This window comes from Actinoplanes nipponensis, assembly GCF_016862275.1.
GTDB classification, from domain to species: domain Bacteria; phylum Actinomycetota; class Actinomycetes; order Mycobacteriales; family Micromonosporaceae; genus Actinoplanes; species Actinoplanes nipponensis.
Window position 1 is genome coordinate 1 of the sequence record NZ_BOMQ01000030.1, and the last position, 25,578, is coordinate 25,578.

General features: G+C 74.4%; 18 protein-coding genes and 1 pseudogene. 7 read left to right on the plus strand and 12 right to left on the minus strand.

Features of this window, described 5'->3' with window-relative positions; genetic code table 11:
- Positions 1-368 (minus strand): FG-GAP repeat domain-containing protein (locus tag Ani05nite_RS12940; RefSeq protein ID WP_239129825.1); only part of this gene is annotated, 368 nt, incomplete at its 3' end.
- 318 nt (positions 369-686) lie between these two features.
- On the opposite strand from Ani05nite_RS12940, the gene Ani05nite_RS12945 reads away from it, so the two are divergent.
- Together Ani05nite_RS12945 and Ani05nite_RS12950 are read left to right on the plus strand one after the other, a co-directional pair.
- The gene (locus Ani05nite_RS12945) at positions 687-2,291 is read left to right on the plus strand and encodes an alpha/beta fold hydrolase (RefSeq protein ID WP_203768227.1); all 1,605 of its coding nucleotides are present in this window, start codon (positions 687-689) and stop codon (positions 2,289-2,291) included.
- Between the two features lie 312 nt (positions 2,292-2,603).
- Positions 2,604-3,311 (plus strand): TetR/AcrR family transcriptional regulator, encoded by a 708-nt coding sequence (locus Ani05nite_RS12950; RefSeq protein ID WP_203768228.1) that lies wholly within the window; start codon positions 2,604-2,606, stop codon positions 3,309-3,311.
- Between the two features lie 46 nt (positions 3,312-3,357).
- Here the strand turns inward: Ani05nite_RS12950 and Ani05nite_RS12955 are convergent, their stop codons facing one another.
- From Ani05nite_RS12955 to Ani05nite_RS12965, 3 genes are all read right to left on the minus strand, one after another.
- On the minus strand, positions 3,358-4,209 hold the full coding sequence (locus Ani05nite_RS12955; protein ID WP_203768230.1) for a hypothetical protein: 852 nt from the start codon (positions 4,207-4,209) through the stop codon (positions 3,358-3,360).
- Positions 4,210-4,241: 32 nt separating this feature from the next.
- A complete protein-coding gene (locus tag Ani05nite_RS12960; protein WP_203768232.1) occupies positions 4,242-4,907 on the minus strand; it encodes a DUF6230 family protein in 666 nt (221 codons plus the stop codon).
- Positions 4,908-4,984: 77 nt separating this feature from the next.
- Positions 4,985-6,169 (minus strand): PucR family transcriptional regulator, encoded by a 1,185-nt coding sequence (locus Ani05nite_RS12965; RefSeq protein ID WP_203768234.1) that lies wholly within the window; start codon positions 6,167-6,169, stop codon positions 4,985-4,987.
- 128 nt (positions 6,170-6,297) lie between these two features.
- Between Ani05nite_RS12965 and Ani05nite_RS12970 the strand changes: the two genes are divergently transcribed.
- Positions 6,298-7,629: a YncE family protein gene (locus tag Ani05nite_RS12970; protein ID WP_203768235.1), complete on the plus strand. Its 1,332-nt coding sequence runs from the start codon at positions 6,298-6,300 to the stop codon at positions 7,627-7,629.
- Positions 7,630-7,665: 36 nt separating this feature from the next.
- On the opposite strand, the gene Ani05nite_RS12975 is transcribed toward Ani05nite_RS12970, so the two are convergent.
- Complete coding sequence (locus Ani05nite_RS12975) at positions 7,666-10,428, minus strand: AfsR/SARP family transcriptional regulator (RefSeq protein ID WP_203768236.1); 2,763 nt, start codon at positions 10,426-10,428, stop codon at positions 7,666-7,668.
- Between the two features lie 175 nt (positions 10,429-10,603).
- On the opposite strand from Ani05nite_RS12975, the gene Ani05nite_RS12980 reads away from it, so the two are divergent.
- Positions 10,604-10,990: a hypothetical protein gene (locus Ani05nite_RS12980; RefSeq protein WP_203768237.1), complete on the plus strand. Its 387-nt coding sequence runs from the start codon at positions 10,604-10,606 to the stop codon at positions 10,988-10,990.
- 64 nt (positions 10,991-11,054) lie between these two features.
- On the opposite strand, the gene Ani05nite_RS12985 is transcribed toward Ani05nite_RS12980, so the two are convergent.
- Entirely contained in the window at positions 11,055-13,016 is a 1,962-nt protein-coding gene (locus tag Ani05nite_RS12985) for an SGNH/GDSL hydrolase family protein (RefSeq protein ID WP_203768238.1), read from the minus strand.
- Positions 13,017-13,232: 216 nt separating this feature from the next.
- On the opposite strand from Ani05nite_RS12985, the gene Ani05nite_RS12990 reads away from it, so the two are divergent.
- Both Ani05nite_RS12990 and Ani05nite_RS40995 read left to right on the plus strand, forming a co-directional pair.
- The gene (locus tag Ani05nite_RS12990; RefSeq protein WP_203768239.1) at positions 13,233-15,131 is read left to right on the plus strand and encodes a pectate lyase-like domain-containing protein; all 1,899 of its coding nucleotides are present in this window, start codon (positions 13,233-13,235) and stop codon (positions 15,129-15,131) included.
- A 510-nt stretch (positions 15,132-15,641) separates the two neighbouring features.
- Positions 15,642-15,989, plus strand: a pseudogene (locus Ani05nite_RS40995) (CPBP family intramembrane glutamic endopeptidase); the annotation flags it as partial.
- 260 nt (positions 15,990-16,249) lie between these two features.
- Here the strand turns inward: Ani05nite_RS40995 and Ani05nite_RS12995 are convergent.
- The 3 genes from Ani05nite_RS12995 to Ani05nite_RS13005 form a co-directional block, all read right to left on the minus strand.
- Positions 16,250-16,969: a SigB/SigF/SigG family RNA polymerase sigma factor gene (locus tag Ani05nite_RS12995; RefSeq protein ID WP_239129857.1), complete on the minus strand. Its 720-nt coding sequence runs from the start codon at positions 16,967-16,969 to the stop codon at positions 16,250-16,252.
- Positions 16,970-17,156: 187 nt separating this feature from the next.
- Positions 17,157-17,831, minus strand: a complete 675-nt coding sequence (locus tag Ani05nite_RS13000; RefSeq protein WP_203768243.1) for a DUF6766 family protein — start codon at positions 17,829-17,831, stop codon at positions 17,157-17,159.
- 83 nt (positions 17,832-17,914) lie between these two features.
- On the minus strand, positions 17,915-18,325 hold the full coding sequence (locus Ani05nite_RS13005; protein WP_203768245.1) for a hypothetical protein: 411 nt from the start codon (positions 18,323-18,325) through the stop codon (positions 17,915-17,917).
- A gap of 99 nt (positions 18,326-18,424) precedes the next feature.
- Here Ani05nite_RS13005 and Ani05nite_RS13010 point away from each other — a divergent pair, with 99 nt between their 5' ends.
- Entirely contained in the window at positions 18,425-18,997 is a 573-nt protein-coding gene (locus Ani05nite_RS13010; protein WP_203768247.1) for a DUF2087 domain-containing protein, read from the plus strand.
- A gap of 10 nt (positions 18,998-19,007) precedes the next feature.
- On the opposite strand, the gene Ani05nite_RS13015 is transcribed toward Ani05nite_RS13010, so the two are convergent.
- The 3 genes from Ani05nite_RS13015 to Ani05nite_RS13025 all read right to left on the minus strand — a co-directional run bounded on the left by Ani05nite_RS13015 (position 19,008) and on the right by Ani05nite_RS13025 (position 25,506).
- Positions 19,008-20,597: an SMI1/KNR4 family protein gene (locus Ani05nite_RS13015; RefSeq protein WP_203768248.1), complete on the minus strand. Its 1,590-nt coding sequence runs from the start codon at positions 20,595-20,597 to the stop codon at positions 19,008-19,010.
- 73 nt (positions 20,598-20,670) lie between these two features.
- Complete coding sequence (locus Ani05nite_RS13020; protein WP_203768249.1) at positions 20,671-22,353, minus strand: aminotransferase class V-fold PLP-dependent enzyme; 1,683 nt, start codon at positions 22,351-22,353, stop codon at positions 20,671-20,673.
- Positions 22,354-22,449: 96 nt separating this feature from the next.
- Positions 22,450-25,506: a PAS domain S-box protein gene (locus Ani05nite_RS13025; protein WP_239129829.1), complete on the minus strand. Its 3,057-nt coding sequence runs from the start codon at positions 25,504-25,506 to the stop codon at positions 22,450-22,452.
- Positions 25,507-25,578: the final 72 nt, after the last annotated feature.

Below are 25,578 nucleotides of genomic sequence, written 5' to 3' on the forward strand. Positions count from 1 at the left end.
GTGCCCGCGGCGAAATAGTCATGCCATTTCACGCCGGTGCCGACGAACGAGGAACCGGTCGACAATGCGACGTACACGTCCGCGGACGCGCCCTTGGTGAATGTCGCGATGTCGTCCTTGCCGTCGCCGTTGAAGTCGCCCACCAACGGCGTCTCCGTGCCCACGGCGAAATAGTCATGCCATTTCACCCCGGTCCCGGCGAATGACTGGCCCGTGGACAGCGCCACGTAGACGTCGGCCGCCGGGCCGCGGGTGAAGGTGACGATGTCGTCGCGGCCGTCGCCGTTGAAATCCCCGGCCACGCCGCTGAAGCCGCCACCGGCGGGCGGCGCGGCCACGGCCGCGGAGGGCGTGATCTGGGCGGCCATCGTGATGGCCGTGACCGCTGCGAGCGCCAGCAGGCGCCGATTCCTGTGCATGTTCGTCCCCGTTTCTCGAGCGGACCCCCGATGGGTGCTGCCGGAGAAAAAAGTAGCCTCAAAAGCCGCGCTTGGCTTCATTCAGTCCACTTCCCGTCCAGCTCGGGCAAAGCCGGTGAGCAAGCCGCCGACGGAGTAGGATTTCCGCCTTTTCCCCTCTCGCGGGTCGACCGGATCACGCCTAGGCTCTCGTTCGCCCGGCTCATGCGTGCGGTCGCGATCCGATTCGCCACGTCCCGCCGGGTGAAACGGACCGAGAGGCACAACATGAGAAGACTTCTGGCGGCCGCGGTCGCCATCGGCCTGGCGGCCGGTGGCGCGGTGGCGTCGGCGCCCGCACAGGCGACGCCCGTGCGCGGCGAAACCGGTTACACACCCGCGCCGATCGCGTGGGGCACGTGCGAGAGCCCCGGGCTGCAGCGCCGCGGCGCCCAGTGCGGCATGCTCACGGTGCCGCTCGACTACCGGCGCCCGCACGGCAAGACGATCAAGCTGGCCGTCTCCCGCATCCTGCACAAGTCGTCCGACGCCGACTATCAGGGCGTCATGCTGACCAACCCGGGTGGCCCCGGCGGTTCCGGCCTGACCCTGTCGGTGCTCGGCGAGTACGTGCCGGACAACGTGGGCGGCGACTACGACTGGATCGGCTTCGACCCGCGCGGCGTCGGCTCCAGCGAGCCCTCGCTGACCTGCGACGGCGACCTGACCACCGCGTACAACCGGCCGTACTACGTGCCGGTCACGCGGTCGCTGGAGAAGGAGTGGCTGGCCCGGTCCAAGAAGTACGCCGAGGCGTGCGCGAAGGCCGGTGGCGAGCTGCTCGACCACGTCAAGACCACCGACACGGTCGCCGACATGGAGAGCATCCGCAAGGCGCTGGGCGCCCGGCAGATCAACTACTACGGCTTCTCGTACGGCACGTACCTGGGCCAGGTCTACAGCACGCTGCACCCGGAGCGGGTCCGCCGGATGGTCCTCGACGGCAACGTCGACCCCCGCGGCGTCTGGTACGACGCCAACCTCGCCCAGGACGTGGCGTTCGACAAGAACATCGGCACCTACTTCGCCTGGGTCGCCAAGAACGACGCCGTCTACCACCTCGGCACCAGCGGCAAGGTGGTGGAGCGCAAGTACTACGCGACGCTTGAGAAGCTGCGCAAGGCGCCGGCCGGCGGGGTCATCGGCCCGGACGAGTGGGCCGACGTGTTCACCTCGGCGGCGTACTACATCTTCGACTGGACGACCATCGCCGAGGCGTTCGCGGCGTACGTCAACGACGGCGACATCGCCGGGGTCAAGGCGCTGTACGACGGCGGCTACCCGCAGGGGCCGGGCACCGACAACGGCTACGCGATGTACCTGGCCACCCAGTGCACCGACGTGCAGTGGCCGAAGAACTGGAACAAGTGGCAGCGCGACAACTGGCGCACGTACGCCAAGGCGCCGTTCCTCACCTGGGGCAACGCCTGGTTCAACGCGCCCTGCCGGTACTGGAAGGGCGACGTCGGCCGGCCGGTGCGGGTCGACGGCAAGAAGGCGCCGGCGATCCTGCTGATCAGCGAGACGAACGACGCGGCGACGCCGTACTCCGGCAGCCTGTACGTCCGCAAGCTGTTCCCCCGCTCGGTGCTGCTGGAGGGCGTGGGCGGCACCACGCACTCGGCGTCGCTCAACGGCGTCGCCTGCACCGACGACACGATCGCGGCGTACCTGTCCGACGGCACGCTGCCGGACCGGGTGCGGGGCAACCGCTCCGACAAGCAGTGCGAGCCGCTGCCGCAGCCGGACCCGTCGCCCGCGGCGGCGAAGGCCGCGGCCGCTCCCGGCGGTGGCTCCAGCCGGGTGCTGCAGGACACGACTGTCCAGCGCTGACCGTACGGTGAGGGGGCGCGGGCGAACTGCCCGCGCCCCCTCGTCATGCCCGCTCGGTGCGGGCGCCAGGGTGGCGCGGCGAGTGCGCGCGGACCGGCGGACAGCACACGACGGCGAACCGACATGACGCACCTTTCACATAAGGATCGCCATTCATTCCACAGCCGACAAGACGGTATTCGGGGGCTCCGTTCCGATGGGGGATATCCGCGCCAATCACGCATCGCGTCGCGCCGGCCCACCGCCGCCCGCATGCTCGTCTAGGCTGGCCGCAAGCGGTGCCGAGACCGGCCCCCGGGAGCGCGGAGGAAGGTGACGGTGTCCCCGACGGCGCATTCCGACGAGCGCATTCCGGGCTCGCGTTCGGCCACCGATCCGGAACGGCTGCTGCCCCGCGGGCGCCACGATCTGACCCGGGAATTCGTCAGCCGGACCCAGCGGGACCGCCTCATCGACGCGATGGCCCGCACGGTGGCCGAGCGGGGCTACGCCAGCGCCTCCCTGGGTGAGGTGTGCGCCGCCGCCGGGGTCTCCACCCGCGCCTTCTACCAGCACTTCGCGGACAAGGAGGCCTGCTTCCTGGCCACCTTCGACCGCGGGGTGAGCCTGCTGCAGAAGTCGGTGGCGGCCGCTTACGCCGGGCCGGCGCGCTGGCCGCAGCGGATGCACCGGGGGCTGGACACGCTGTTGCGGATCCTGGCGGCCGAGCCGGCCTTCGCCGCCCTGGCGGTGGTCGAGGTGCTCGCGGCCGGGCCGCGCGCGCGGGCCTGCCGCCGGCAGCTGCTGGACGCATACGTGGTGTTCTTCGCCGAGGCGCCACGCCGGGCCGGGGCGCCGCCGGTGCCGTCCGGCGTGGTGGAGGCGGTGATCGCAGGCGTGTACGGCGTCATCTACGACTTCGTGTCCACGGGCCGGGCGGCGGAGCTGCCGCAGCGGCTGGGCGACCTGACGTACCTGGTGCTGGTGCCGTTCCTGGGCCCGGCGGCCGCGGCCCGGGTGGCAGCCGAGGAGCCCGGGTGAGGGCTGCCCCCTCACCCGGGCGGGATGCGACGGGTGTCGGCCGTGGCTATGCGGTCGGCGTGGGGTCGGTCGGGACCGGGTCCGTCGGGGTGGGGTCCGTCGGGGTGGGGTCGGTCGGGGTGGGGTCGGTCGGGGTGGGGTCGGTCGGGGTGGGCTCGGCCGTCGGCGACGGCTCCTCCGTGGGGGTGGGCTCGGTCGGCGCGGGCGTGCCGGCCGAGACGGTGATCTGCTGGGTGGGGTCGGTCGTGTCGGTCACCGCGTAGCGGGCCCGGAAGGTGGCCGTGGTGGCGCCGGTCGGGCAGGTCAGGCCGCCGGTCACCCGGATCGGCAGCGCGACGCCCGCGGAGAAGTCCAGGAGCGGGGCGCTGGTCGCCGTGCCGGGCACCCACGGGCCGCTGAACGAGGCGGGTCCGTCCGGCGCCACGGTCACCACGCAGGACGCCAGCCCCGAGATGGTGGTGACCACGCCGCCCTGCGGGATGGTCATGGTGCCGACCGAGCCGGTCTCGCCGTACTGCAGCGCGATGGTCCAGCTGCCGTTGGTGGAGTTGGAGACCGTGCGGGCGGTCGTGAACAGCACGTTGGTGGGGCAGGCGCCGCCGTTGTTGGTGAAGGTCGCCGGGGTCAGCGCCGAGACCACCGGGCCGTCGGCGCTGGTGTTGGCCGGCTCGGCCGGGACCGCGCCGTCGTTGCCGGACTGGTTGCAGGTCACCGTGGTGCTGCCGACCAGGAAGGTGGCCGTGGTGCCGGACACCAGCGCGGCGGTGTAGCTGTGCCCGGCGGGCCCGACCGTGGTCGGGGTGGCCGCCTGGGCGGCCCCGGCGGGGAACGCCACCAGGCCGGCCCCGGCGACGACGGCCGCCGCGGCGAGGGCGGCCCGGGAACGGGTACGAACCATGTCGATCTCCTTTGATCAGGGGGTACGGCGGCTCAGAAGCACTCGTCCTTGCCCCACTTGAGCCGCAGGGACAGGCCGGTGAGGTTGAACTCGCCGGCGGTCGTCGCCCAGGCCACCTGCTTGAGGTTGGTGATCGTGACCTTGTCGGCCTGCTGGCTGAAGAAGCCCTCGCGGCGCTGGGCGACCTCGGCGGGGTCGTTGGTCGGTCCCTTGTCGAGGGTGGCCGCGTCCCGGCCGATCTCCATGTCCTGGAACTTGGCGTTGCCGTCCAGGTTGGTCATGTCGACGACCATGTTGGTGGCCGTCACCGGGTCCTTGCCGGTGCCCGCCTTGATCTTGAGAGTGACCGAGCCGAAGTCGCCGAGGTCGGTCACCACCGACTGGCAGAGGTTGGTCAGCGTGGCGTTCTTCATCGCCGACACCGCCACCGGCTCCGGGCGCTGCGAGCCGGCGCCGGGTTCGGTGCGGGCGTCGACGGTGCCGTACTGGACGAAGCCGTTGGCCACCAGCTGGTCGGCGCTGACCTTGAACTGCTGGCCGGACACCGAGAAGGAGGCGGCCAGCGCGCCGTTGGTCATCAGCGTGAGCAGGCCGGCCACAGCCGCGGCGCTGAGCCCGAACAGGACGCCGAAGCGGCGCCAGTGGGTGCGCCCGTCCGGGGGCTGGTGGTGGTGGGTGTGACAGTCACAGGTGTGCACGGGATATCCCCCCACTTGATCCAGAAAAGGCAGTTGTTCTGGATGGGAGGCACGCTAACCCCGGCCCCGAGGCATCGTCAAGCGTCGAAGTCCGCGGCCGGCGGACCGGCGACCGGGGGCGGCTCGCGCCAGCTGCGCAGGGCCCACCACAGACCCACGGTGGCCAGGACGGTCAGCCCCTCCCCCGGTTCGCCCGGGGCCGGCGGCACCCCGGTCAGCTCGTGCAGCCGCCGCAGCCGGTACCGGACCGTGTTGGGGTGCACGTGCAACGCCGCGGCGGTGTGGTCGAGGCGCTGACCGTGATCCAGATAGGCCATCGCGGTCGACACCAGCTCGCGGTGGAAGTCGTCGCCCGCGCGCAGGGCGCCGAGCACGGCGGTCGCGGCCAGGCCGGCCAGCAGCGGCTGGGCGTTCAGCGCGAGGTCGCCGGCGTACTCCACGAGCGCGTGCAGGCCGGGCCGGCCGGAGCGGGCGGCCAGGGGCAGGGCGGACAGGCAGAGGTCGTACACCCCGCGGATGCCGGGCAGCGGCCAGGCCGGGGCGGCGACGAGCAGCAGCCCGGGGTCGGACGTGGCCGGGAGTCGCGGGGCGAGCACCACGAGGCGGCCCCGCACCGTACCCGCGGTCCCGCCCGCCGTCGCGAGCCGCCGCCCGGCCGAGCGCAGCCGGCCCGGATCCGTCACCTCCGAGACCAGGCAGTGGTAACGGCCCTCCGGCCGCAGCCCGGCCCGGACCAGATCCTCCGGCGGCGGCTGGTCGCCGAGCAGCAGCGCGCGCAGCACCCGGTCGCCGGCCGCCTCCCGGCCGCGGGCCAGGTCCTGCTCCGCGGCCCGGTGCCCGGCGATCACGTGCCGCTCCATGATCCCCAGGTAGCGGTCCAGCTCCAGCAGCACCTCGAGCAGCACGCCGTCCGGGATCTCGGCCGCGCGGGCCCGCTGGACCGCGATCTCCAGCGCCCGGTTGCGGCCCGCCTGCACGGCGCTGAGCAGGCCGCCGATGGAGATGCCCTGCGCCGCACGGTCGGCGCCGAGCCGGTCGGCCTCGGCGAAGTCGCGCTCGCTGGGATCGCCGGCGCGCTCGAACGAGGCCAGGCCGGCCGAGAAGAGCAGGGCGACGTGCCGGCGGGTCTCGGCCGCCGGCAGCCGGGCGATCTCCGGGGCCTCGGCCCGGGCCGCCCGGACCAGGTCGTCGACGATGGCCGGGTCGGCGGCCATGGCCCCGAGCACCTTGACGAACAGGTCGCCCCGCGCGGTCAGCGCCATCTCTCCCCCCAGCGGCGGTTGTGGCTGCCGCACAACGACGGGCCCGGACGTTGGTCACCGGCACCTATCGACGGGCGACGATCCGCTGTTTCCTGTGCGTTACCGCAAAGTAACATCGCTCCGCGCCGATGGAGAGTCCCGTGTCCCGAAAAATGTTCGCGTTGACCGCCCTGACCGCCGCGCTGCTCGCCGCCGCCCCGCTGCCCGCCGCGGCCGCAGCACCGCCCCCCGGCCTGCAGGAGGTGATGCCCCCCGGCCTGCAGGAGGTGATGCCCCCCGGCCTGCAGGAGGTGATGTTCGTCGGCAACAATTGGGCCGGCACGGTGGACGTGATCCGGTCCAGCGGCGACTACGCCCGGCTCGGCGGGTTCAGCGTGGTCCCCGACCTGGACGCGCGGCTGTGGGAGATCTACCTCAACCCGATCAAGCTGGCGTACTTCCTCGGCATCCGCTCCGGCCCGGGCGAGGGACACGACCAGCTGGTCGACGACATGTACACCACACCGGACGGCACCGCGGTGGTCGCGTCCCGGCCCAGCCTGGCCGACGTGATCTCCATCGACCTGCGCACCGGGCAGCCCCGGTGGCGGTTCGCCGTCTCCGGCTACCGCGCCGACCACATGGCCGTCTCCCCGGACGGCACTCAGGTCGCGGTCTCGGCGTCCACCTCGAACACGGTGCACGTGCTCGACATCGCCACCGGCCGGCAGCTGGGCTCGTTCGCCACCGGCGACAAGCCGCACGAGAACGTCTACACCGACGGCGGCCGCTACCTGTGGAACATGTCCATCGGCGAGGTCAACACCGACCTCGACGGGCCCGGCTGGGACTGGACCAAGGGCGACCGGCACATCACGGTCGTGGACACCACGACCTTCCGCACGGTACGCACCATCGACATGCGCGCCCGCCTCGACGCCTTCGGCCGCAAGGACCTGTCCAACGCCATCCGCCCCGCCGTCTTCACGCCGGACGGCTCGAAGCTGTACTTCCAGGTCTCGTTCTTCAACGGGTTCGTCGAGTACGACGTGGCCACCGACAAGGTCACCCGGGTGAAGACGCTGCCGAAGAACCCGGCCACCAGCGACGACCGCACCACCTTCGTCAACGACTCCCGGCACCACGGCCTGGCGATGAGCCCGGACGGCGGCAAGCTCTGCGTCGCCGGCACGATGGACGACTACGCCACCGTCGTGGACCGGGCCACGCTGCAGGAGGGCCCGCAGGTGCCGGCGGACAAGCCGTACTGGGCCACGGTCAGCGGCGACGGGCGGGACTGCGTGATCTCCGAGTCCGGCGCGGACCAGGTCTCGGCGATCAGCTTCGCCACCGGCCGGCGGGTGGCCACGGTGGCGGTGGGCGACCACCCGCAGCGGGTCCGGATCGGTCACGTGGCGACCGGGTGGACCGCGCCGGTCCCGGCCTCCCCCACCGGGGCCGGCCGGTCGGCGGGACGCTGAGACGGTCCCGCCGGCCCGCGTCCCGGTCCCCCGGCGTCACGGCACGGCGGCCAGGGCGGCGGTGGCCGGGTCGGTGGTGACGCGGCCGAGGTCGCGGCGGATCTCCCCGGCGTCCGGGTGCCCCAGGTCCTCCAGGATCAGGGCGGCCCGGCGCCAGGCCGCGCAGCCGTCCGGAACGGCCCCGGCGCCGAGCAGGACCGCGCCGAGCCGGCGCAACGTGTCGGCCTCCTGGAAGCGGTCGCCGCAGGACCGGAACGCGTCCACGGCGAGCCGGAAGTGGGCCATCGCGTGGGCGTGGTCCCCGGTCCGCTCGTACGCCGCGCCGAGGGTGTCCCAGGTCAGGCCCTGGCCGAAGCGGTCGCCGAGCCGCTCGTGCAGGGCCAGCGCCTGCCGGCAGCGCGCGATCGCCGTCGCGGGCCGGCCCAGGTGGGCGTGGTGCCAGCCGATCGCGTTGAGCGCCGTGGCCTGCCCGGCGAGGTGCCCCTCCTGTCGGAACAGGGCCAGGGCCTGCTCGTCGTGCTCGAGCGCGTCCGCGTGCCGGCCCTGCCGGGCGTACATCCGGGCCGTCGTCCGGTGGGTCGCCGCGAGGCCGGCCCGGTCGCCGGCCGCGCCGAACCGCTCCCGGGCGGTCGCCAGCTCCCCGGCCGCGGCGTCGTAGGCGCCCAGCCAGATCTGGGCGACGGCCAGCCCGCGCCGGGCGTCCGCCTCCGCGCCGGGGTCGCCGAGGCGGAGCGCCGCCCGGATCGCGGCCCGCTGCAGCGCCGTCCGGTCGTGCCACCGGCCGCGCCGTTCCAGATAGGTGGTCATGGCCCGGACCAGGACCAGCACCTGCCGGTCGGCGCCGCACCCGGCGGCCTGCGCGACGCACGACAGCAGCACCTGGTGCTCCTGCTCGAACCAGACCATCGCGTCGACCGGGTCGGCGGCCCCGGCGCCCGGGCCGGCCCGGGTCAGGTCGAGCGTGTGATCGGCGGCCAGCGCCGTGGTGGCGTAGTAGTCCAGCATGCGCTCGCGCACCGGGGCCGGGTCGCCCGCGAGCTCGGCGGCGTAGAGGCGGACCAGATCGTGCATGCGGTACCGGCCCGGCTGGTGCTCCTGCACCAGGTGGGCGTCGATGAGCTCGCGCAACGACGGCATGAGCTCGCCGCGCGCGAGCCCGGTCAGCCGACGCACGGCGGCCAGCGCGATGTCCGGGCCGGGCGCGGCGCCGAGCCGGCCGAACAGGTCGGCGGCGGCCGGCCGGACCGCCGCGAGCGAGGCGGCGAGCACGGCCCGCAGGTTGCTGCGCAGGCCGCCGCCGTCGAGCCCGTCCAGCCGGGCCGACGACTCCCGCAGGTCCTCGGCGAACGCGGACAGGGGCAACTCCGGGGCCAGCGCCGCCCGGCCGGCCACGATCCCGAGCGCCAGGGGCAGGCCGGCGCAGTGGCGGATCAGCTCGGCCACCGCCGCGGGCTCCGCGGTCAGCCGGGCCGCGCCGAGATGGCCGGCGAGGACCTGCGCCGACTCGGCGTCGTCGACCGTCGCCAGCGGCACCGGGCGGGCGCTGTGCCCGGCGACCAGGTCGGGCAGCCCGCTGCGGGCGGTGATCAGGGTGGCGCAGCTCGCCGCGCCCGGCAGCAGCGGTTCCACCTGCGCCGAGGTGCGGGCGTTGTCCAGCACCAGCAGGATCTGCCGCTCGGCCATCAGGCTGCGGTACAGGGCGACCTGGCTGTCCCCGTCGGGCGGGACGGCCGCCGCGGTGACGCCCAGGCCGTACAGCAGGCTGCGCACCGCCACCTCCGGCGGCACCGGGTCGCGGCCGGGGTCGAACCCGCGCAGGTTCAGATGGAGCTGGCCGTCGGCGAACCGGTCGGCGTTGTCGTGCGCCCAGCGCACCGCCAGCCAGGTCTTGCCCACGCCGCCCGGGCCGTGCACGACCACCACCGGAGCGGCCTTGCCGGCGGCGCCGGGCCGGAGCGCTGCGTCCAGGCGGGACAGCACGGCGGCGCGGCCGGTGAAGGCGGCCGGCAGCGGCGGCAGCTGCCGGGGCTTGGCCCGGTGTCCCGCCGCGCCGGCCCGGGGCGCCGCCAGGGAGGCGTCGGCGCGCAGCATCTGCCGGTGCAGCTGCCGCAGCGACGGGCCGGGGTCGATGCCCAGCTCGTCGGCCAGTTGCCGGCGTACCCGGTCGTAGTGGGCCAGCGCGTCGGCGCGCCGGTCGCTGCGGTACAGCGCCAGGATGAGCTGGCCGGCGAGCCGCTCGTCGAACGGCTCGGCCGCCGCCCGGGCGGTCAGCGCCCCGATCAGCTCGGCGTGCCGGCCGCCGGCCAGCAGCAGGTCGACGTGGTCGCGTTCGGCGGCCTCCCGCTCCCGGGCCAGCTCGGCGCGCAGCTCGGCCGACCACGGGGTGTCGAGCAGCCCCAGCGGATCGCCGCGCCACAGCCCCAGCGCCGCGGCGTACGTCTGCTGGGCCGTCGGCGCGGCGGCGGCGCGGGCCGCGGCCACCAGGTGGCGGAACCGGTGCAGGTCGACGGCGAGCGGATCCACGGCGAGCAGATAGCCCGCGGCCTGGCGGATGATGACGACGTCGTACGGCTCGAGGGCCTGCCGGAGCCGGCACAGGTAGGCGCGGGTGGTCTCCCGGGCCCGGCGCGGCGGGTCCGCACCCCAGACGCGGGCGACCAGGCTGTCGGGCGGCACGCACCGGCCCGCGTCGACCGCGAGCGCCGCCAGGACGTACGTCTGCTTGGTGTGGCCGATGTCGACCGCCCGGCCGCCGGACCGCAGCTCGATCTCGCCGAGCAGCCGGAACTCCGCTGACACAGTGATCAGGTCCTTCCCCCGGTGCTACCGGGCCAGTCTTCCCCACCGGCGCCGGCCCCGCTGTCGCCCAGCGGACCTGCGGGGCAACGGGAATCCAACGCCGGCCCAACGGGCCCGGCCCACGGTGGGTGGCGAGGGCGGGCAACAGGTGCCGGCCGTCGTCGAAGGAGGCAGCATGAACAGCACGGCAGGGGTCAGCGCGGCGGGCAGCAGCACCGCGGGCAAGACGGGCACGAAGCGGTACCGGGTCCAGCTGACCGCGCTGACCTGCAAGCGCAAGCAGGACGCGATCGGCCGGGACGAGCCCCAGCTGTTCGTCAACGGCGTCTCGGTCTACGGCCCGGGCGACATCGGCAAGGGCGAGACGGTGGACCTGCGCCCGCGGTCCGCGGTCTTCGCCTCGGTGGCCCACATGGCGCTGGTCGAGGCCGACCCGGGCGCCGACGACCAGCTGGGCGTGGTCACCGCGATCGCGGGCCAGGCGGGCCGGGGACCGCAGCGCGGCGAGTTCCACCTCCCGGCCGCCGACTACGAGATCACCTTCCAGGTCGTCCCGGCCTGACCGGCCGCGGACGGCCGGCACGGCAGGCGGGTTCCGCCGGGGCACGGCGCTCCGGCGGGACCCGTCAGCCACGGCTGCGGGCCGCGAGGCGGTGCCGCTGGGCGCCGAAGAACGCCACCGCGGCCAGCCAGATGCCGGCCAGCGGCAGCAGGCCCAGCCAGCCCTGGGTGAGCAGCAGCACCCGCAGCCGGCCCTTGGCCCACTGCATGCCCTGCGTCCGGCAGCCGTCGGTGCTGGTGCTGAGCACGTCGCACTGCGGCCCGGTGTGGGTGGCCGCGACCGCCTGGACGCCGGCGCCGCGGCCGCCCGGCGTCTGCGGGACGACCGGGCCACGGGCGGGCAGCGTGGACAGTTCCGGCAGCCAGGTCTGGAAGGTCCGCAGCATCGCCGCGTGGCCGCGCTCGTTGGGGTGCAGGCTGCCGTGCGAGAAGTTCTTCGGGTTGAAGCGCTGCTCGGCCGTCCCGCCCACGGACCGGATGCCGATGAAGTTCAGCCCCGGGCGGCCCTCGTTGTGCGGGTCGCAGAGCTGCAGGCCGGCGTCCCGCAGCGAGGACTCCATCGCCGCCAGGTAGTGGAAGCCGAACTCCGCGGCCGTCTCGGCGATCACCCGGTTCAGGCCGCGGGTCACGAACTCGTGCACGAAGCGGCGCTCCCCGGGCGCCAGGGCGACGTCGGCGCACGGCCCGGACAGGTCGATCGGGTCGGGGTAGCCGACCACGACCACCGGGCTGCGCGGGAAGACCGCGTCGAGCTGCCGGTAGGTGTCGCGCAGGTTGCGCCGGACCTGGGCCAGCGCGCCCGTCCACAGGGCGGCCTGGCTGCTGCACGGGCCGGGGGCCAGGCACATCAGCCCGATCGTGGAGAAGCCGGCGTCGTTGCCGCCGACGCCCACCACCACCATGGCCGGGGTGTAGCCGGGGCCGTAGTCGTGCAGGTAGGCGTCCAGCTGGGTGCGCTCCTCGCCGGTCTGCGGCTGGGGCGGCAGCCCGCCCGGCCGGACCGGGCCGACGGTGGCCGACTCGACGTTGCGGGTGCGCGCGCCCGAGCAGGCCAGGAACTCGACCTGGTCGAACGGGCGCTGCTGGCCGGCCAGCGCCGCCCAGGCGGTGGGCGAACGGCGGCACTGGTTGCCGCCGCCGACGTCCGTGCCCGCGTAGTACGTCGACGCGCCCTCGCCGGACATGTAGGAGTCACCGAAGGCGACCAGCAGGGCGCCCGCGCCGCGGTCGACCGCGAGGTCGGGCGGCGGGTCGGTGGGCGCCGGGGTCACGCCCAGCAGCGCGATCACGCTCATCACGCAGGCGATGTCGGCCTGGGTGGTGGAGACCACCGCCACGATCAGCAGCCCGAGGACCACGACGGCGCCCAGCAGCCAGGGCGACCGGGTGCGGGCGTACAGCCCGGCGGTGGAGAGGCCGGCCAGCGCCGCCCCGGCCAGCCCGAACCGGCGGCGCAGCGGCCGCGGGCCGGACCGGGCGCACATCCACCGGACGACCACCTCCGACAGCAGGGCCACGCCGAGCGGCAGCAGCACCAGCAGCGCGGCGCCGAGCAGCACGTCCTCGCCGATCACCCCGGCCGTGCCGGAGCTGTGGCCGAGCAGCGCGGTGCCCAGCAGCAGGCAGACGGCCCCGGCGCCGGTCAGGGCGAGGGCCAGGACCCGCCGCCGCCGGTCGGAGCGCATTCCCTGGCGCAGCCAGGTCACCCCGGAGCCGGCCACGAAGTAGCCGAGCAGGACGCCGGCGAGCGCGACGCCGGCCCGCGGCCAGAGCTGGTACGAGCCCACCAGCGCGACCGCCAGCCCGAGCAGCGCCGCCCCGGCGCGCGGGCCGATCAGCCACTGCCGGTCGTCGAGGCTGTCGAGGTACTGGCCGCGGACCCAGAGCGTCGCGGCGATCACGAACAGCGTGAAGCACACCTGGATGGTCAGCGTGGAGGCCCCGGACCGGGCGGAGGCCAGCAGCAGGATCAGCGCGGCGGCGAAGATCCAGGTCCGTCGCAGCGCCGCGGGGTCGATAGCCGTCATGCCCTGCAGAGGCGCGACGGGGGCCCGGTGATACGGCTCCGCACAGCCCGCCGGATTGCCCGTTCGGACGTCACCGGTTCCGGAACTCCGGCGAGTTGTCCGGATGCCGCCGGGATTGCGGCGTCCGGCCCGAGAGCGCTCTCTTGACAGTTGGCCCCGGGTGTCGCTTGCTGTGCTGAGCTTCATTACCACCCTGTTACGAAAGGACCTCCCCGCATGACGACACGCCCCACCGGCGTTCGCCGTCTCGCCGGCCGCCGGTACCTCGCCGGCGTCCTGGCCCTCGCTCTCGCCGTCACGGCGACCGGCACGCTGACCGGCTCGGCCGCCATCGCCGCCCCCGCGCGGACGGGCTCCGCGGCGCCGAGCCTCGGGGCCAACGTCACCGTCTTCGACCCGGCCACGCCGGTCGGGCAGATCCAGGCCACCCTGGACGCCGCGTACGCCAAGCAGGTCGACAACGAGATGGGCACCGAGCGGTACGCCTTCCTCTTCAAGCCCGGCACCTACGGCACGGCCGACCAGCCGCTGCAGATCAAGGTGGGCTACTACACCGAGATCTCCGGCCTCGGCGCGTCCCCGGCCGACGTGGTCATCAACGGCAAGGTGGAGGTCTACAACCGCTGCCTCGCCGACGGCGGCACCAGCAACTGCCTCGCGCTGGTCAACTTCTGGCGCACTCTGTCCAACCTGTCGATCAACGTCAACGGCAAGGGCCAGGACGGCTGCCGCGGCACCGCCAACTTCTGGGCCGTGTCGCAGGCCGTGTCGCTGCGCCGGCTGAACGTCAGCGGCGGCACGTTCTCCCTGATGGACTACTGCACCGCGGGCCCGCAGTACGCCAGCGGCGGCTTCATCGCCGACTCGAACTTCCCGGCCGTGGTCAACGGCTCGCAGCAGCAGTGGCTGACCCGCAACAGCAAGGTGGAGAGCTGGTCCAACGGCGTGTGGAACCAGGTCTTCTCCGGGGTGCAGGGCGCGCCGGCCGAGACCGGCTTCCCGAACCCGCCGTACACCACGCTGGACCGGACCCCGGTCAGCCGGGAGAAGCCGTACCTGTTCACCGACGCGTCCGGCCAGTACAGCGTGCGGGTGCCGGCCGCGCAGCAGAACACCAGCGGCACGTCCTGGTCGGCCGGGCTCACCGCGGGCCGGACCATCCCGCTGAGCCGGTTCTTCGTGGCCAAGCCGTCCGACCCGGTCTGGCTGATCAACGCCAACCTGGCCCTGGGCAAGAACCTGCTGCTCACCCCGGGCGTCTACGACATCGCCCAGAGCATCAAGGTGTGGCACCCCAACCAGGTGGTGCTGGGCATCGGCCACGCGACGCTGACCGCGGTCAACGGCGCCACGCCGCTGACGGTGGCCGACGTGCCCGGTGTGGTCGTCGCGGGCGTCACCCTCGACGCCGGCGCCAAGGAGTCGAAGAACCTGCTCAAGGTCGGCAACGGCCGCGGCATCGGCCTGAGCTCGGCGAGCAACCCGACCACGCTGTCCGACGTGTACTTCCGCGTCGGCGGCCCGCACATCGGCAAGGTCGACGTGGCGCTCGAGGTCAACAGCGACAACGTGCTCATCGACCACACCTGGGTGTGGCGCGCCGACCACGGCGTCGAGGGCTTCACCGAGGGCGTCAACGGCGACACCCAGCGCTGGCGGACCAACATCGGCCGCAACGGCGCCGTGATCAACGGTGACAACGTGACCGCCACCGGCCTGTTCGTCGAGCACTTCCAGCAGTACAACACCATCTGGAACGGCCAGAACGGCACCACCGTGCTGTACCAGAACGAGCTGCCGTACGACCCGCCGACGCAGGCGGACTGGACGCAGAAGGACGGCACGCTGGGCTACGCCGGCTACAAGGTCGGCGCCCGGGTCCGCACCCACAAGCTCTACGGCGCGGGCGTCTACGTCTTCAACCAGAACAACCCGGCGATCCACACCGCGAACGGCTTCGAGGTGCCGAACCGTCCGGGCGTCAAGCTGCACCACATCATGACGGTCAACCTCAGCGCCGGCGTCATCGACCACGTGGTCAACGGCGTGGGCGAGGCGGCCGACACCACCAAGGTCGGCGTTCCGGTCTTCGTGACGGACTACCCGACCCCGTAATCCCCGCAGGTACCACCGGCAGGGCCGGATCCGCACCCGGGTCCGGCCCTGCCGGCGTCCATCCTGCGATGGAGGCGGGAATCCGGCCGCGGGCGGATCCGCGGGCGCCCCGGTTCCCGGCACACTTCCGGCATGCTGAACGCCGCGCCGCCGCTGAGCCCGTACCACCGTCTCGGGCGGACCGGCGCCCACCGCTGGTGGCGTCCGGTGGCCGGCACCGCCCTGGTGCTCGCCGGCGGTGTCGGGCTCATCCTGCTGATGTTCGGACTCGCCGGAGCCGTCGCGGCGCTCACCGGCCGGCCCACCGACGCGGACGGGCTGCCCACCTTCGGCCCCCTGCCCGACCTGGCCCTGGACTTCCTGACGATCGCGGCGCTGCTGCCGGCGACCCTCGCGGCGGCCCGGTGGGTGCAGCGCCGGCCGGCCGGCACCCTGTCGTCGGTCGCCGGCCGGCTGCGGTGGCGGTGGCTGGCCGCCTGCCTGCCGGCGGCCGGCGCGGCGATCGTGACGATGCTGGGCGGGGGCCTCGCGCTGGCCGCGGCGACCGGCGAGGACGCCGGGCTCGGCGGCGAACCGGCCGGCTGGGGGCCGTTCGTCGCGGGCACGCTGGTGTTGCTGGTCGTGGTGCCGCCGCAGGCCGCCGCCGAGGAGTACCTGACCCGGGGCTGGCTGCTGCAGGCGCTCGGGGCGTTCGGCCGCCGGCCGTGGGCGCCGATCGGCGTGCAGGCGGTGGTGTTCGCCGCGCTGCACGGCTGGGGCACGCCGTGGGGCTTCGCCGACCTGGTCGTCTTCGGCGCGGTGACCGGCTGGCTGACCGTACGCACCGGCGGGCTCGAGGCAGCGATCGCCCTGCACGTGGTCAACAACGTGGCCGGTGGCGCCCTGAGCGCCGCGTACGGCCGGCTCACCGTCGAGGAGACCGCCGCCGACCTGCCCTGGCAGCTCGCGGTGATCGACGTGCCGGTGCTGGTGGCGTACGCGGCGGTCGTCGTCCCTGCTGGCGCGCCGGCGGCGCCTCGCCACCCGGACCGCCCCGGCGCTCGCGTGCCCGCTCCCGCAGCCCGGCCGCCCGCTCGCCGGCACCGGGCCGGCTGCGGAGCGGGCGTAGCCGGGACGGCTCAGACCGTGTCGTCGCCGAGCTTGCCGCGCAGCTTCGCCAGCGCCCGGCTGATCAGGCGGGAGACGTGCATCTGGGAGATGCCGACCTGCTCGGCGATCTCCGTCTGGGTGAGGTTGCCGTAGAAGCGCAGGGTCAGGATGCGCCGCTCGCGCTCGTCCAGCGAGGCCAGCGCCGGGCCGAGCGCCAGGCGGGCCTCGGTCAGGGCGAACTCGTGGTCCTCGGCCCCGAGGGTCTCGCCCAGCTCGGTGGTGCCGTCGGCGCCGACCGGGGTGGACAGCGACGTGGCGTTGTACGCCCGCGCCCCCTCCAGGCCCTCCAGCACCTCCTCCTCGGTGACCTCCAGGTGGGCCGCGATGTCGGCCACCGTCGGCGAGCGGCCGAGGGTGTGGGTGAGGGTGTTGTTGGCGGCGGTGATCGCCAGGCGCAGCTCCTGCAGGCGCCGGGGCACCCGGATCGCCCACGTGCGGTCGCGGAAGTGCCGCTTGATCTCGCCGATGACGGTGGGGATCGCGTACCCGGCGAAGTCCGTGCCGAAGCCCGGGTCGAACTTGTCGACGGCCTTGATCAGGCCGACGGTCGCCGTCTGCAGCAGGTCGTCGGTGGGCTCACCGCGCCCGGCGTACCGGTTCGCCAGGTGGCGGGCCAGCGGCAGCCAGGCCTCGATGGCGCGCTCGCGCAGCGCCGGCCGCGACGGGTGGGACGCCGGCATCGCCGCCATGGCGCGCAGCAGGTCGTCGGCGTTCCCGGCGGTGCGCGCGCTGGTGAGGGGGTTGTCCTCGGGTGCTCGCCGAACGGTCTTCGTGGTCACGGGCTCTCCCTGCAATAGTTGCCTTACGGCAAACGACATTACCGGCCACGAACCCCCTCAAACCGGCCGAGGTCAGGATGTACCCGAAAGGTGGCTTTCAGCCCTCGATGCCCGTCGCCGTGTGCGCGGCGCCCACCGGCTTGGACTGCGGGGAGCCGCGCTGCCGCAGGTAGATGGCCAGGATCGCGATGGACGCCACGGCGAGCAGCTCGGACTGCCAGTTCTGCAGCGTGCGGTTCCAGAAGTCCGGCTCCCGCACGTACTGCGCCCAGGACACCGGATCCTGCAGGTCGCCGAGCTGCTCCTCGTTGTACGCGGCCACCCCGGCCACCGACTGGGCGGCCCATGAGCCGACGAAGATCAGCCCCATCACGATGCCCAGCGAGTTGGAGAACAGGTGCAGCCGCCAGCCCCGGGCCCGGGCCCAGGGCGGCGAGTCGTCGGTGGCGAACGCGCCCACCTTCTGGTCGCGGTCGGACTCCAGGCCGGCCTCGTCCAGCGACTTCGACTCCGGTGAGCCCTTCTGCAGCAGCCACACGGTCAGGAAGGTGTAGAGGAAGAACTGGAGGTACTCCGACTGCCAGTTCTCCGCCACGTCCGTGCCGAAGCTCGCGGAGGTCAGGTAGCGCCCGAGCGACACCTCCGGCAGTCCCTCGGAGAGCTGCATCCGGTTGAAGTCGGCGTGCCCGGCGACGGCCTGCCCGACCAGCACGACCAGGAACAGCAGACCGAAGACCAGGCCCAGGGAGTTCTCCCGCAGGAAGCGCTTCACCGGTGCAGCACCCCCAGCGTCGTGAAGTACGCCAGGCCGGCCCCGACGACCAGCAGCAGCAGGACGAACAGCACCCGCATGACTCAGCTCCCCTGCAGGACACAGTCGTAGGGACGGTTCGGGCGCGGCGTGCAGCCCGCCGCCACCACCCGCCAGCCGCCCGGGAACGCCGCCAGGAAGACGGTGTCGTCGGTGAGCCGGACCTGGGCCCACTGGCCGTACACGTCGGCGCCGGTCACCGTCCCGGGCCCGGGCAGCTGCTCGTCGAGGACGGCCTGCGCGCACGGCATGTCACCGGTGTCGGCGACCTCGGCGGCGGTGTCGGGCGCCAGCAGCGAGCAGGCGCTTTCCCCGTCGCGGTCGGCGACCGCGGTCAGCAGCCGGACGGCCACGTCACCGGCGGCGCGGCTGCGATCGTCGACCGATGCGCAGCCGGCCAGCAGGAGCCCGGCCAGGGCGACCGCGACCGCCTGTGAAGATCGCGTTCTGAGCACAGGCGCACGTGTTCCCCGCCGCGCGAGTTTTCATGCATGGGGTCACCGCCGGGGGAAAAGCAGGTGCGCCGGCGGCCGGGCGGTGGCTACGTTGGCCGGATGTCCGTCGATGCCGCCCGCGCCGCCGAGATCCTCGCCCAGCTGTCCGTGCCCACCCGGCTGCTCGTCCTGGCCGAGCTCGCCCGCCGGGGCGCCGAGGGCGCCTCGATCGGCGAGCTGCGGTACGCGCTCGACCTGCCCCTGCCCGAGGTCGGTGACGCCTGCGCCCGGCTGGTCGGGCTGGGCGTGGCGACCGGCACCGGCAACGGGTTCTACCGGGCCCGGCTCGAGGGGCTGCGCGACGGCGCCGACGCGGTCGACCGCCTCCAGCCCGTCACCGCCCTGCTCAAGGACTATCCCCAGCTGCGCGCGAACTTCTCGCACGGGCGGCTGACCGGCCTGCCGCCGACCCTCAGCGAGCGCTACCAGCTGCTCGGCGAGCTGCTGGCCCGCTACCTCGCGCTGGACGGCCTGTACGCCGAGGACGAGATCAACCGCCGGCTGGCCCGGATCACCGACGAGGTGGCCGCGACGCGCCGGATGCTGGTCGACACGGGCTGGCTGGAACGCGACCGGGCCGGCACCACGTACGGCCGGGGGCGGCCGCTGCCGGAGCCGGCCCGCGCGCCGTGAAAGCCCGCGGTCAGACGATGTCCCAGTCGAGGGCGCCGTCGGCGGTCACCCGCGGGCGGTACCGGCCCGCGTAGGGTCGCCCGGTCTCCAGCGAGTCGGCGGTCCGCTCGAGCAGCTCGGCCACGGAGCCCGGCCACCCGTCGAACGACACGCCCTCCTCGTTGAAGAACTCGCCCACCCGGCCCCGGCGGCCGGGCCGCTGGTCCACCAGCAGGTTGCCGCCGTCGCCGGAGGAGGCGAACGGCACGAACGCCCGGTCCCACCACGTGCTCTCCGGGGCGTCGAAAACCTCGGCCAGCACGCCGCAGAGCATCAGCCACTCGGCGGGCAGGTCGGCCACGGGCATCGGCAGGTAGAAGGGCGGCAGGGCGAAGCCGGCCGACCGGGGCCGGACCCCGTCGTGCCGGCGCAGCGAGGCGACCAGGTCGGCCGGGAACGCGACGGACATGCGCCGCTGCGCCGCGTCGACGGTCTGCGCGGCGGCCGGCGGGGCCAGCGACCGGCGGCCGGCCGGCGCGTGGGCGGCCAGCCAGTCCTCGATGCGCTGCCAGGCGGCATTCACCCGCCTCGTGGTGGCCCGGTCCGGCCGGGCCGGGGTGACGCGGCCCCGGTGCTGCGGGCAGATCTCGGCGACCGGCCGCGCGCTCGCGGCGCCGGCGTCCGGGCCCGGCGCCGCTCCGGGCCGGGCCAGGTCTCCCGGCTCGGGCTCCGGCCGGACGAAGCCCTCCGGGCCCGCGGTGACCTCGACCTGTTCCAGCGACATGTCGGTCTGCCCGGCCGGCTGGCAGAACGCCAGCCCGCACACCACCAGCGACAGGGAGACGAAGACGCCGGCGAGCAACAGCACGACGCGTTTGCCGCTGGTCGTCGCCGGGGGTGGCAGCGGCTGCGGCGCCGGTGGCGGGGTGTCGCCCTTGGGCCGGCCGGCCGAGGCGTGCAGCAGCGGGTGCAGCCAGCGGCGGGCGGCCACGGCGTGGTCGTCCGGGAGCGCCCCGGCGGGGACGCGGCCGGCCGGCGTCACCGGCATCCCGGCCTCGTGCTCGGGAACAGGCTGCTCGGCCGCGTCGCCCGGGCCCGGCTCCCCCGCCGCGCCGGCATCCGCGGCCGGCACGGCCGCCGGGGCGGCGTCGCCGGGGAGATCCCCGACGGTGATCACCGCGGCGGCGAGGCCGTGCGCGGCCACGGCGCCGAGGGCCAGCGAGGCGTGGTTCGCCGCGTCCGGCCCGGTGCCGGTGACCACGACGACCGGCGCCGACACCGCCACCGCGAGATCCATCGGCGTCCAGCCGGCCCGCCCGGCGGGCACCAGCAGACCCGGCACGCCCACCACCAGCACCAGCCCGTGCGTCCGGGCCAGCGTGCGGACCACCGCGGCCGCCTCGTCGACGCTCAGCGGGTCGGCCGCCGCGTCCCCGGCCTCCAGCACCGTGGCGAGCTCGCCGAGCAGCAGCTCGCCCGGCCGCTCGGCGGACCCGAACACCAGCGCCGCGGCGCGGACCGTCGACGCCGCCGCCAGCGCCGCCGCGGCGCGCTGCCAGTCGACGCTCGCCGACGTGGTGGCGAGCACCCAGGGGCCACCCTCCGGCCAGGGCACGGGCACGCGGGACTCCCCCGAGGTCGCGGAATGCGGGTCGCCGACATCCTAGCCACGGACGCGGGCGCCGCTCAGCCCGTCAGCCCGGACCGGCCAGACAGATCTCGGGCAGCAGGAACCAGCGCAGCTTCTCGAACGCCGGCGGCAGGTCCAGACCGATCCCGTCGGCCGGCTCCGGCCGTCCGCGCATGATGCGGCGGGCCTCGTCGAGGTAGCCCGCGAGGACCTCCTCGCCCAGCGTGGGACCCGGCGCCGGCATGGTGACCAGCCCGTCCGCGCCGAGCCGCAGATCGGCCAGGGACACCGGGAGCGGGGTCGCGGTGACATGGCGCCACCGGCCGGTCCGCGGCTCGAACCGGTAGTCGCCCAGCATCCGCTGCCCGTACCGGGCGATCAGCGCGACCGCCTCGGCCAGGTAGTCGGCGACCGTGTCGGAGATGAAGTAGTTGAGGTTGATCCGGGCCCAGCCGGGCTTGATGCCCTCCCAGCCCCGCACGATCTCGGCCCGGAACTCGCGCGAGTGCGCCTCGTCGATGCCGAGCAGGCGGTGCCCGTACGGCCCGGCGCACGAGCAGCCACCCCGGGCCTGGATCCCGAACAGGTCGTTGAGCAGCGCCACCACGAAGTTGTGGTGCAGGTGGCGGGCGCCCGCCCGGATCTGGAAGGAGACGATGGACAACCGGTCGGCGTACGGGTCGCCGAGCACCTCGACGCCCTCCTCGCCGGCCCAGCGGTCCAGGGCGCGCCGCCACAGCGTGCGTTCCCGCTCGCCGATCGTCGCGGTGCCGACCGCGTCCTTGACCGCGAACGCCAGCCCGGCCCGGATGGACTCCACCACCGCCGGGGTGCCGCCCTCCTCGCGGGCCACCGGGTCGTCCAGGTAGCGGTGGGTGAGCGGGTCCACGAAGGCGACCGTGCCGCCGCCCGGCACGGTCGGCACCCGGTTGGTCAGCAGCTCCCGGCGCAGCACCAGGACGCCCGGGGTCTGCGGGCCGCCGACGAACTTGTGCGGGGAGAGGAACACCGCGTCCAGGTGGTCGCCACGGCCCGGGGCCGATCCGGCCATCCGGATCGGCACGTACGGCCCGGCCGCGGCGTAGTCCCACACCGACAGGGCGCCGTGCTCGTGCAGCAGCCGGGTCACCGCGACGGTGTCGGTCAGCAGCCCGGTGACGTTGGAGGCGGCGGAGAAGCTGCCGATCAGCAGCGGGCGCCGCGCGTACGCGAGCAGGCGCCGGCGCAGGTCGACGAGGTCGATGTGGCCGTCGGGGCCGGCCGCGATCGGCACCACGTCGGCGATCGTCTCGCGCCAGGGCAGCTCGTTGGAGTGGTGCTCGTACGGCCCGACCAGGACCACCGGGCGCTCGCCGGCGGGGATGGCCGCGGTCAGGGCGTACCGGTCGGCCAGGGCCTCCGGCAGCCGCAGCCCGAGGATCGCCACCAGCTTGTTGATCGCCGCCGTGGCGCCCGAGCCGCAGAACAGCACCACGTCGTCCGGGCCCGCGCCGACGCTGCCCGCGATGATCCGGCGGGCCTCCTCGCGCAGGGCGCCGGTCTGCCGGCCGGTCGCGGAGGCCTCGGTGTGGGTGTTGGCATAGCGGGTGAGCACCTGCTGGCGGATGAAGTCCTCGATGAAGTCCAGCGCCTGCCCGGACGCGGTGTAGTCGGCGTAGGTGAGCCGGCGGGGCCCGTACGGCCCGTCGAGCACCTCGCCCGCGCCGATCAGTCCCCGGCGGATCCGGTCCAGCAGTGTCGTCTCCATGGCGGCCCTCCCCGCCGGGCCGGCGTCGACGGCGGCCCGGTGCTCCCCCGTTCTACTGCACCGGCGCCACCGGCCGGGCAGTCCCGGCGCGGCGGGTCAGCGGGCGCCGGGGGGCGCGGCGGCCCGGTCGGCCTCCTCGCCCGCGGCGCCCTGATGCAGCCGGGCGTGCACCTGGTCGAGCAGGTCCCGCCGGGTGAAGGGCTTCTCGATGATCAGCACGCCCGGCTGCAGGGTGCCGTTCTCGGTGAGGATCGGCTGCGCGTACCCGGACATGTAGAGCACCGGCACCTCGGGGCGGATGGCCTGCACCCGCGCGGCCACCTCGTTGCCCATCATGCTCGGCATGATCACGTCGGTGAGCAGCAGGTCGATGCGGCCCGGGTGGTGCTGGGCCAGGCGCAGGGCGGCCGGGCCGCCGTCCGCGGCCAGCACCTCGTACCCGGCCCGGATCAGGATGCGGCTCGCCGCGACCCGCAGCGCCTCCTCGTCCTCCACCAGCAGGATCGTCGCCTCCGGCGCGCCGGAGGGCTCGGCCGGGGCGGCCTCCTCCGGGGGGTCGCCCATCGTGACGGCGCCGTCGGAGGCCGGCAGGACGATGGTGACGGTGGTGCCGAAGCCGTGCTCGGAATAGAGCCGGACGGTGCCGCCGGCCGCGCTGGCGATGCCGTACACCGTGGCCAGTCCCAGGCCGGTGCCGGCGCCCTGCGGCTTGGTGGTGAAGAACGGCTCGAAGGCCCGTTCGGCCACCTCCGCCGGCATCCCGGTGCCCGTGTCGCTGACCCGGAACCGCACGTAGCGGCCCGGGACCAGCTCGGTGCTGTCGGCGACGTCGTCCACGCCGAGCTCGGTGTTGCCGGTGTCGATGGACAGGGTGCCGCCGGCGGGCATCGCGTCGCGGGCGTTCACCGCGAGGTTGAGCAGAATCTGCTCGAACTGGCTGGGGTCGACGCACACCGGCCACAGGTCCCGGTCCAGGTGCGTGATGAGGTGGATGTGCTCGCCGAGGGTACGGCGCAGCATCTGCTCCACGTCGCCCACCACGTGGTTGAGGCTGAGCACCTGGGTCTGGGTGATCTCGCGCCGGCCGAAGGCGAGCAGCTGCTTGGTCAGCCGGGTGGCGCGCTCGGTGGCCCGGCCGATCTGCGCCAGGTCGGCCCGGGCGGCGACCAGCTCGTCCGGGTGCGGCGCCGGCCCGTGCAGCGTCTCGGTGAGCAGCTCGGTGTAGCTGGCGATCACCGCGAGGATGTTGTTGAAGTCGTGCGCCACGCCCCCGGCGAGCTGGCCCAGGCTCTCCAGCCGGCGGGTGTGCTGCAGGCGGCGCTCGGCGGCGTCGCGTTCGGCCTGGGCGGCCAGCCGCTCCCGTTCGGCCTGGGCCTGCAGCCGCTCGGTGACGTCCCGGACCGCGGCCGACACGATGACACCCTGGTCGGTGTCCAGGGCGGACAGGCTGATCTCGGCGGGGAACTCGCTGCCGTCCTTGCGCACCGCGGCCAGCGCCACCCCGGCGCCCATCGGCCGCGGCTGCGGGTTCGCGAAGTAGTTCCGGCGGTGGTCCGGGTGCGCGGCCCGGATCCGCTCCGGCACCAGGATGTCGACCGACTGCCCGAGCAGCTCGTCGCGGCGGTACCCGAACAGGCGCTCGGTCTGCGCGTTCAGCAGAGTGATCCGCCCGTCGGCGGTGACCCCGATGATCGCGTCCGGGGCCGCCTCCAGCAGGCCCCGGAACATCGCCTCGGCGCGCTGGCGCTCGCCGATGTCGCGGGCGACGCAGGCCACGCCGAGCGGGCTGCCGGTCCCGTCGGTGATCAGCGACGACGTCAGCGACACCGTGATCGGTACGCGGTCGCGGGTCAGCTGCTCCACCTCGACCTGCTCGACCCGCTCGCCGCGGATCACCCGGGCCAGCAACTCCGCCTCCTGGTCCGACTGCTCCGGCGGGAACAGCATGGCGGCGTCGCGGCCGACCGCCTCGGCGACGCTGTAGCCGTAGAGCCGTTCGGCCCCGGCATTCCAGCTGGTGATGGTGCCGTCCAGCTCCTTGCTCATGATCGCGTCGGTGGAGGCCTCGACGATCGCCGCGAGCCGCTGGCGTTCGGCCAGCACGGCGGCCCGCTGGGCCAGGGCGGCGGCCTGGCTGGCCAGCTTCGCGAAGAGCGCGACGTCGTCGTCGGCGAACAGCGTCCGGTAGCGGTGCAGCAGCACCAGCGTGCCGCCGTGATCCGGCAGGGCCGCGGCGTCCACGAACCGGGTGCCGCTGATCCGGGCCAGCTCGGCCGCGATCGGCGCCGGGTCGGTCCAGCCGGCCAGCGCGTCCACGGTCCCCGATCCGGTGCGCAGGCGGGCGACGTCGGCCATCCGGTGGTGCTGTCCCGCGAGGTCGAGGGCGGGCGCGCCGACGAGCTGGACCGTGTCGCCCGGCCCGGGCAGCAGCACGACCACCGCGTCGGCGCCGAGCAGCTGCCGGGCCCGGTCGCAGTACCGCTGCCAGATCTGCTGCGTCGGCTCGCCCGCCGGGGCGGCGAGCAGGCTCTGGATCAGGGTGTACGTCGCTCCCCGGGACCAGGCCTGACGCAGCCCCGGCGGCGGCAGGAAGGCCAGCAGGTACATCACCGCCGAGACCAGCGCGAACGACCGGGACAGCGGGGCGGCGTCGGCCGCGGCCAGCAGGATCGTCACTCCGAACAGCAGGGTGCCCACGGCGGCGCAGCCCAGCCGGATCCGGGCCGATCCGCCCCGGCGCCGCGCGTCGGTCGCCAGCAACGTGGCCGCCACCGCCTCCACCAGGAAGAACAGCGCCACCACCGGCCCCGTCACCCACCCGGGCAGCGGCCGGGGCAGGACCACGAGCGGCGCCGCGGAGGCCAGCCACCCGCCCAGCGCGCCCCAGAGCAGCCCCGGCGACACCGGCCGCATCCGGCTCACCAGCCGCAACGTGAAGTACGGCTGCCCCACCAGCACGACGATGACCAGGGTGTGCACCGGCCGGGGCACCGAGCCCAGGGCCAGGCGCAGCACCCCGAGGACGAACAGCATCGCCACCGCGCCGAAGACCAGCATGACGTCGCGCAGCAGCGGATCGCGGCGGCGCAGGTAGCCCACCGTGGCCCAGACGAAGATCAACAGGAACGCCGCGGTGACGACCAGGATCGCCATCAGATCCCCCGCGCCGCGGGAACCGGGTTCGCCATCCCCTCATCCTCGATCATTTCCGGCGAACCAGGGCGT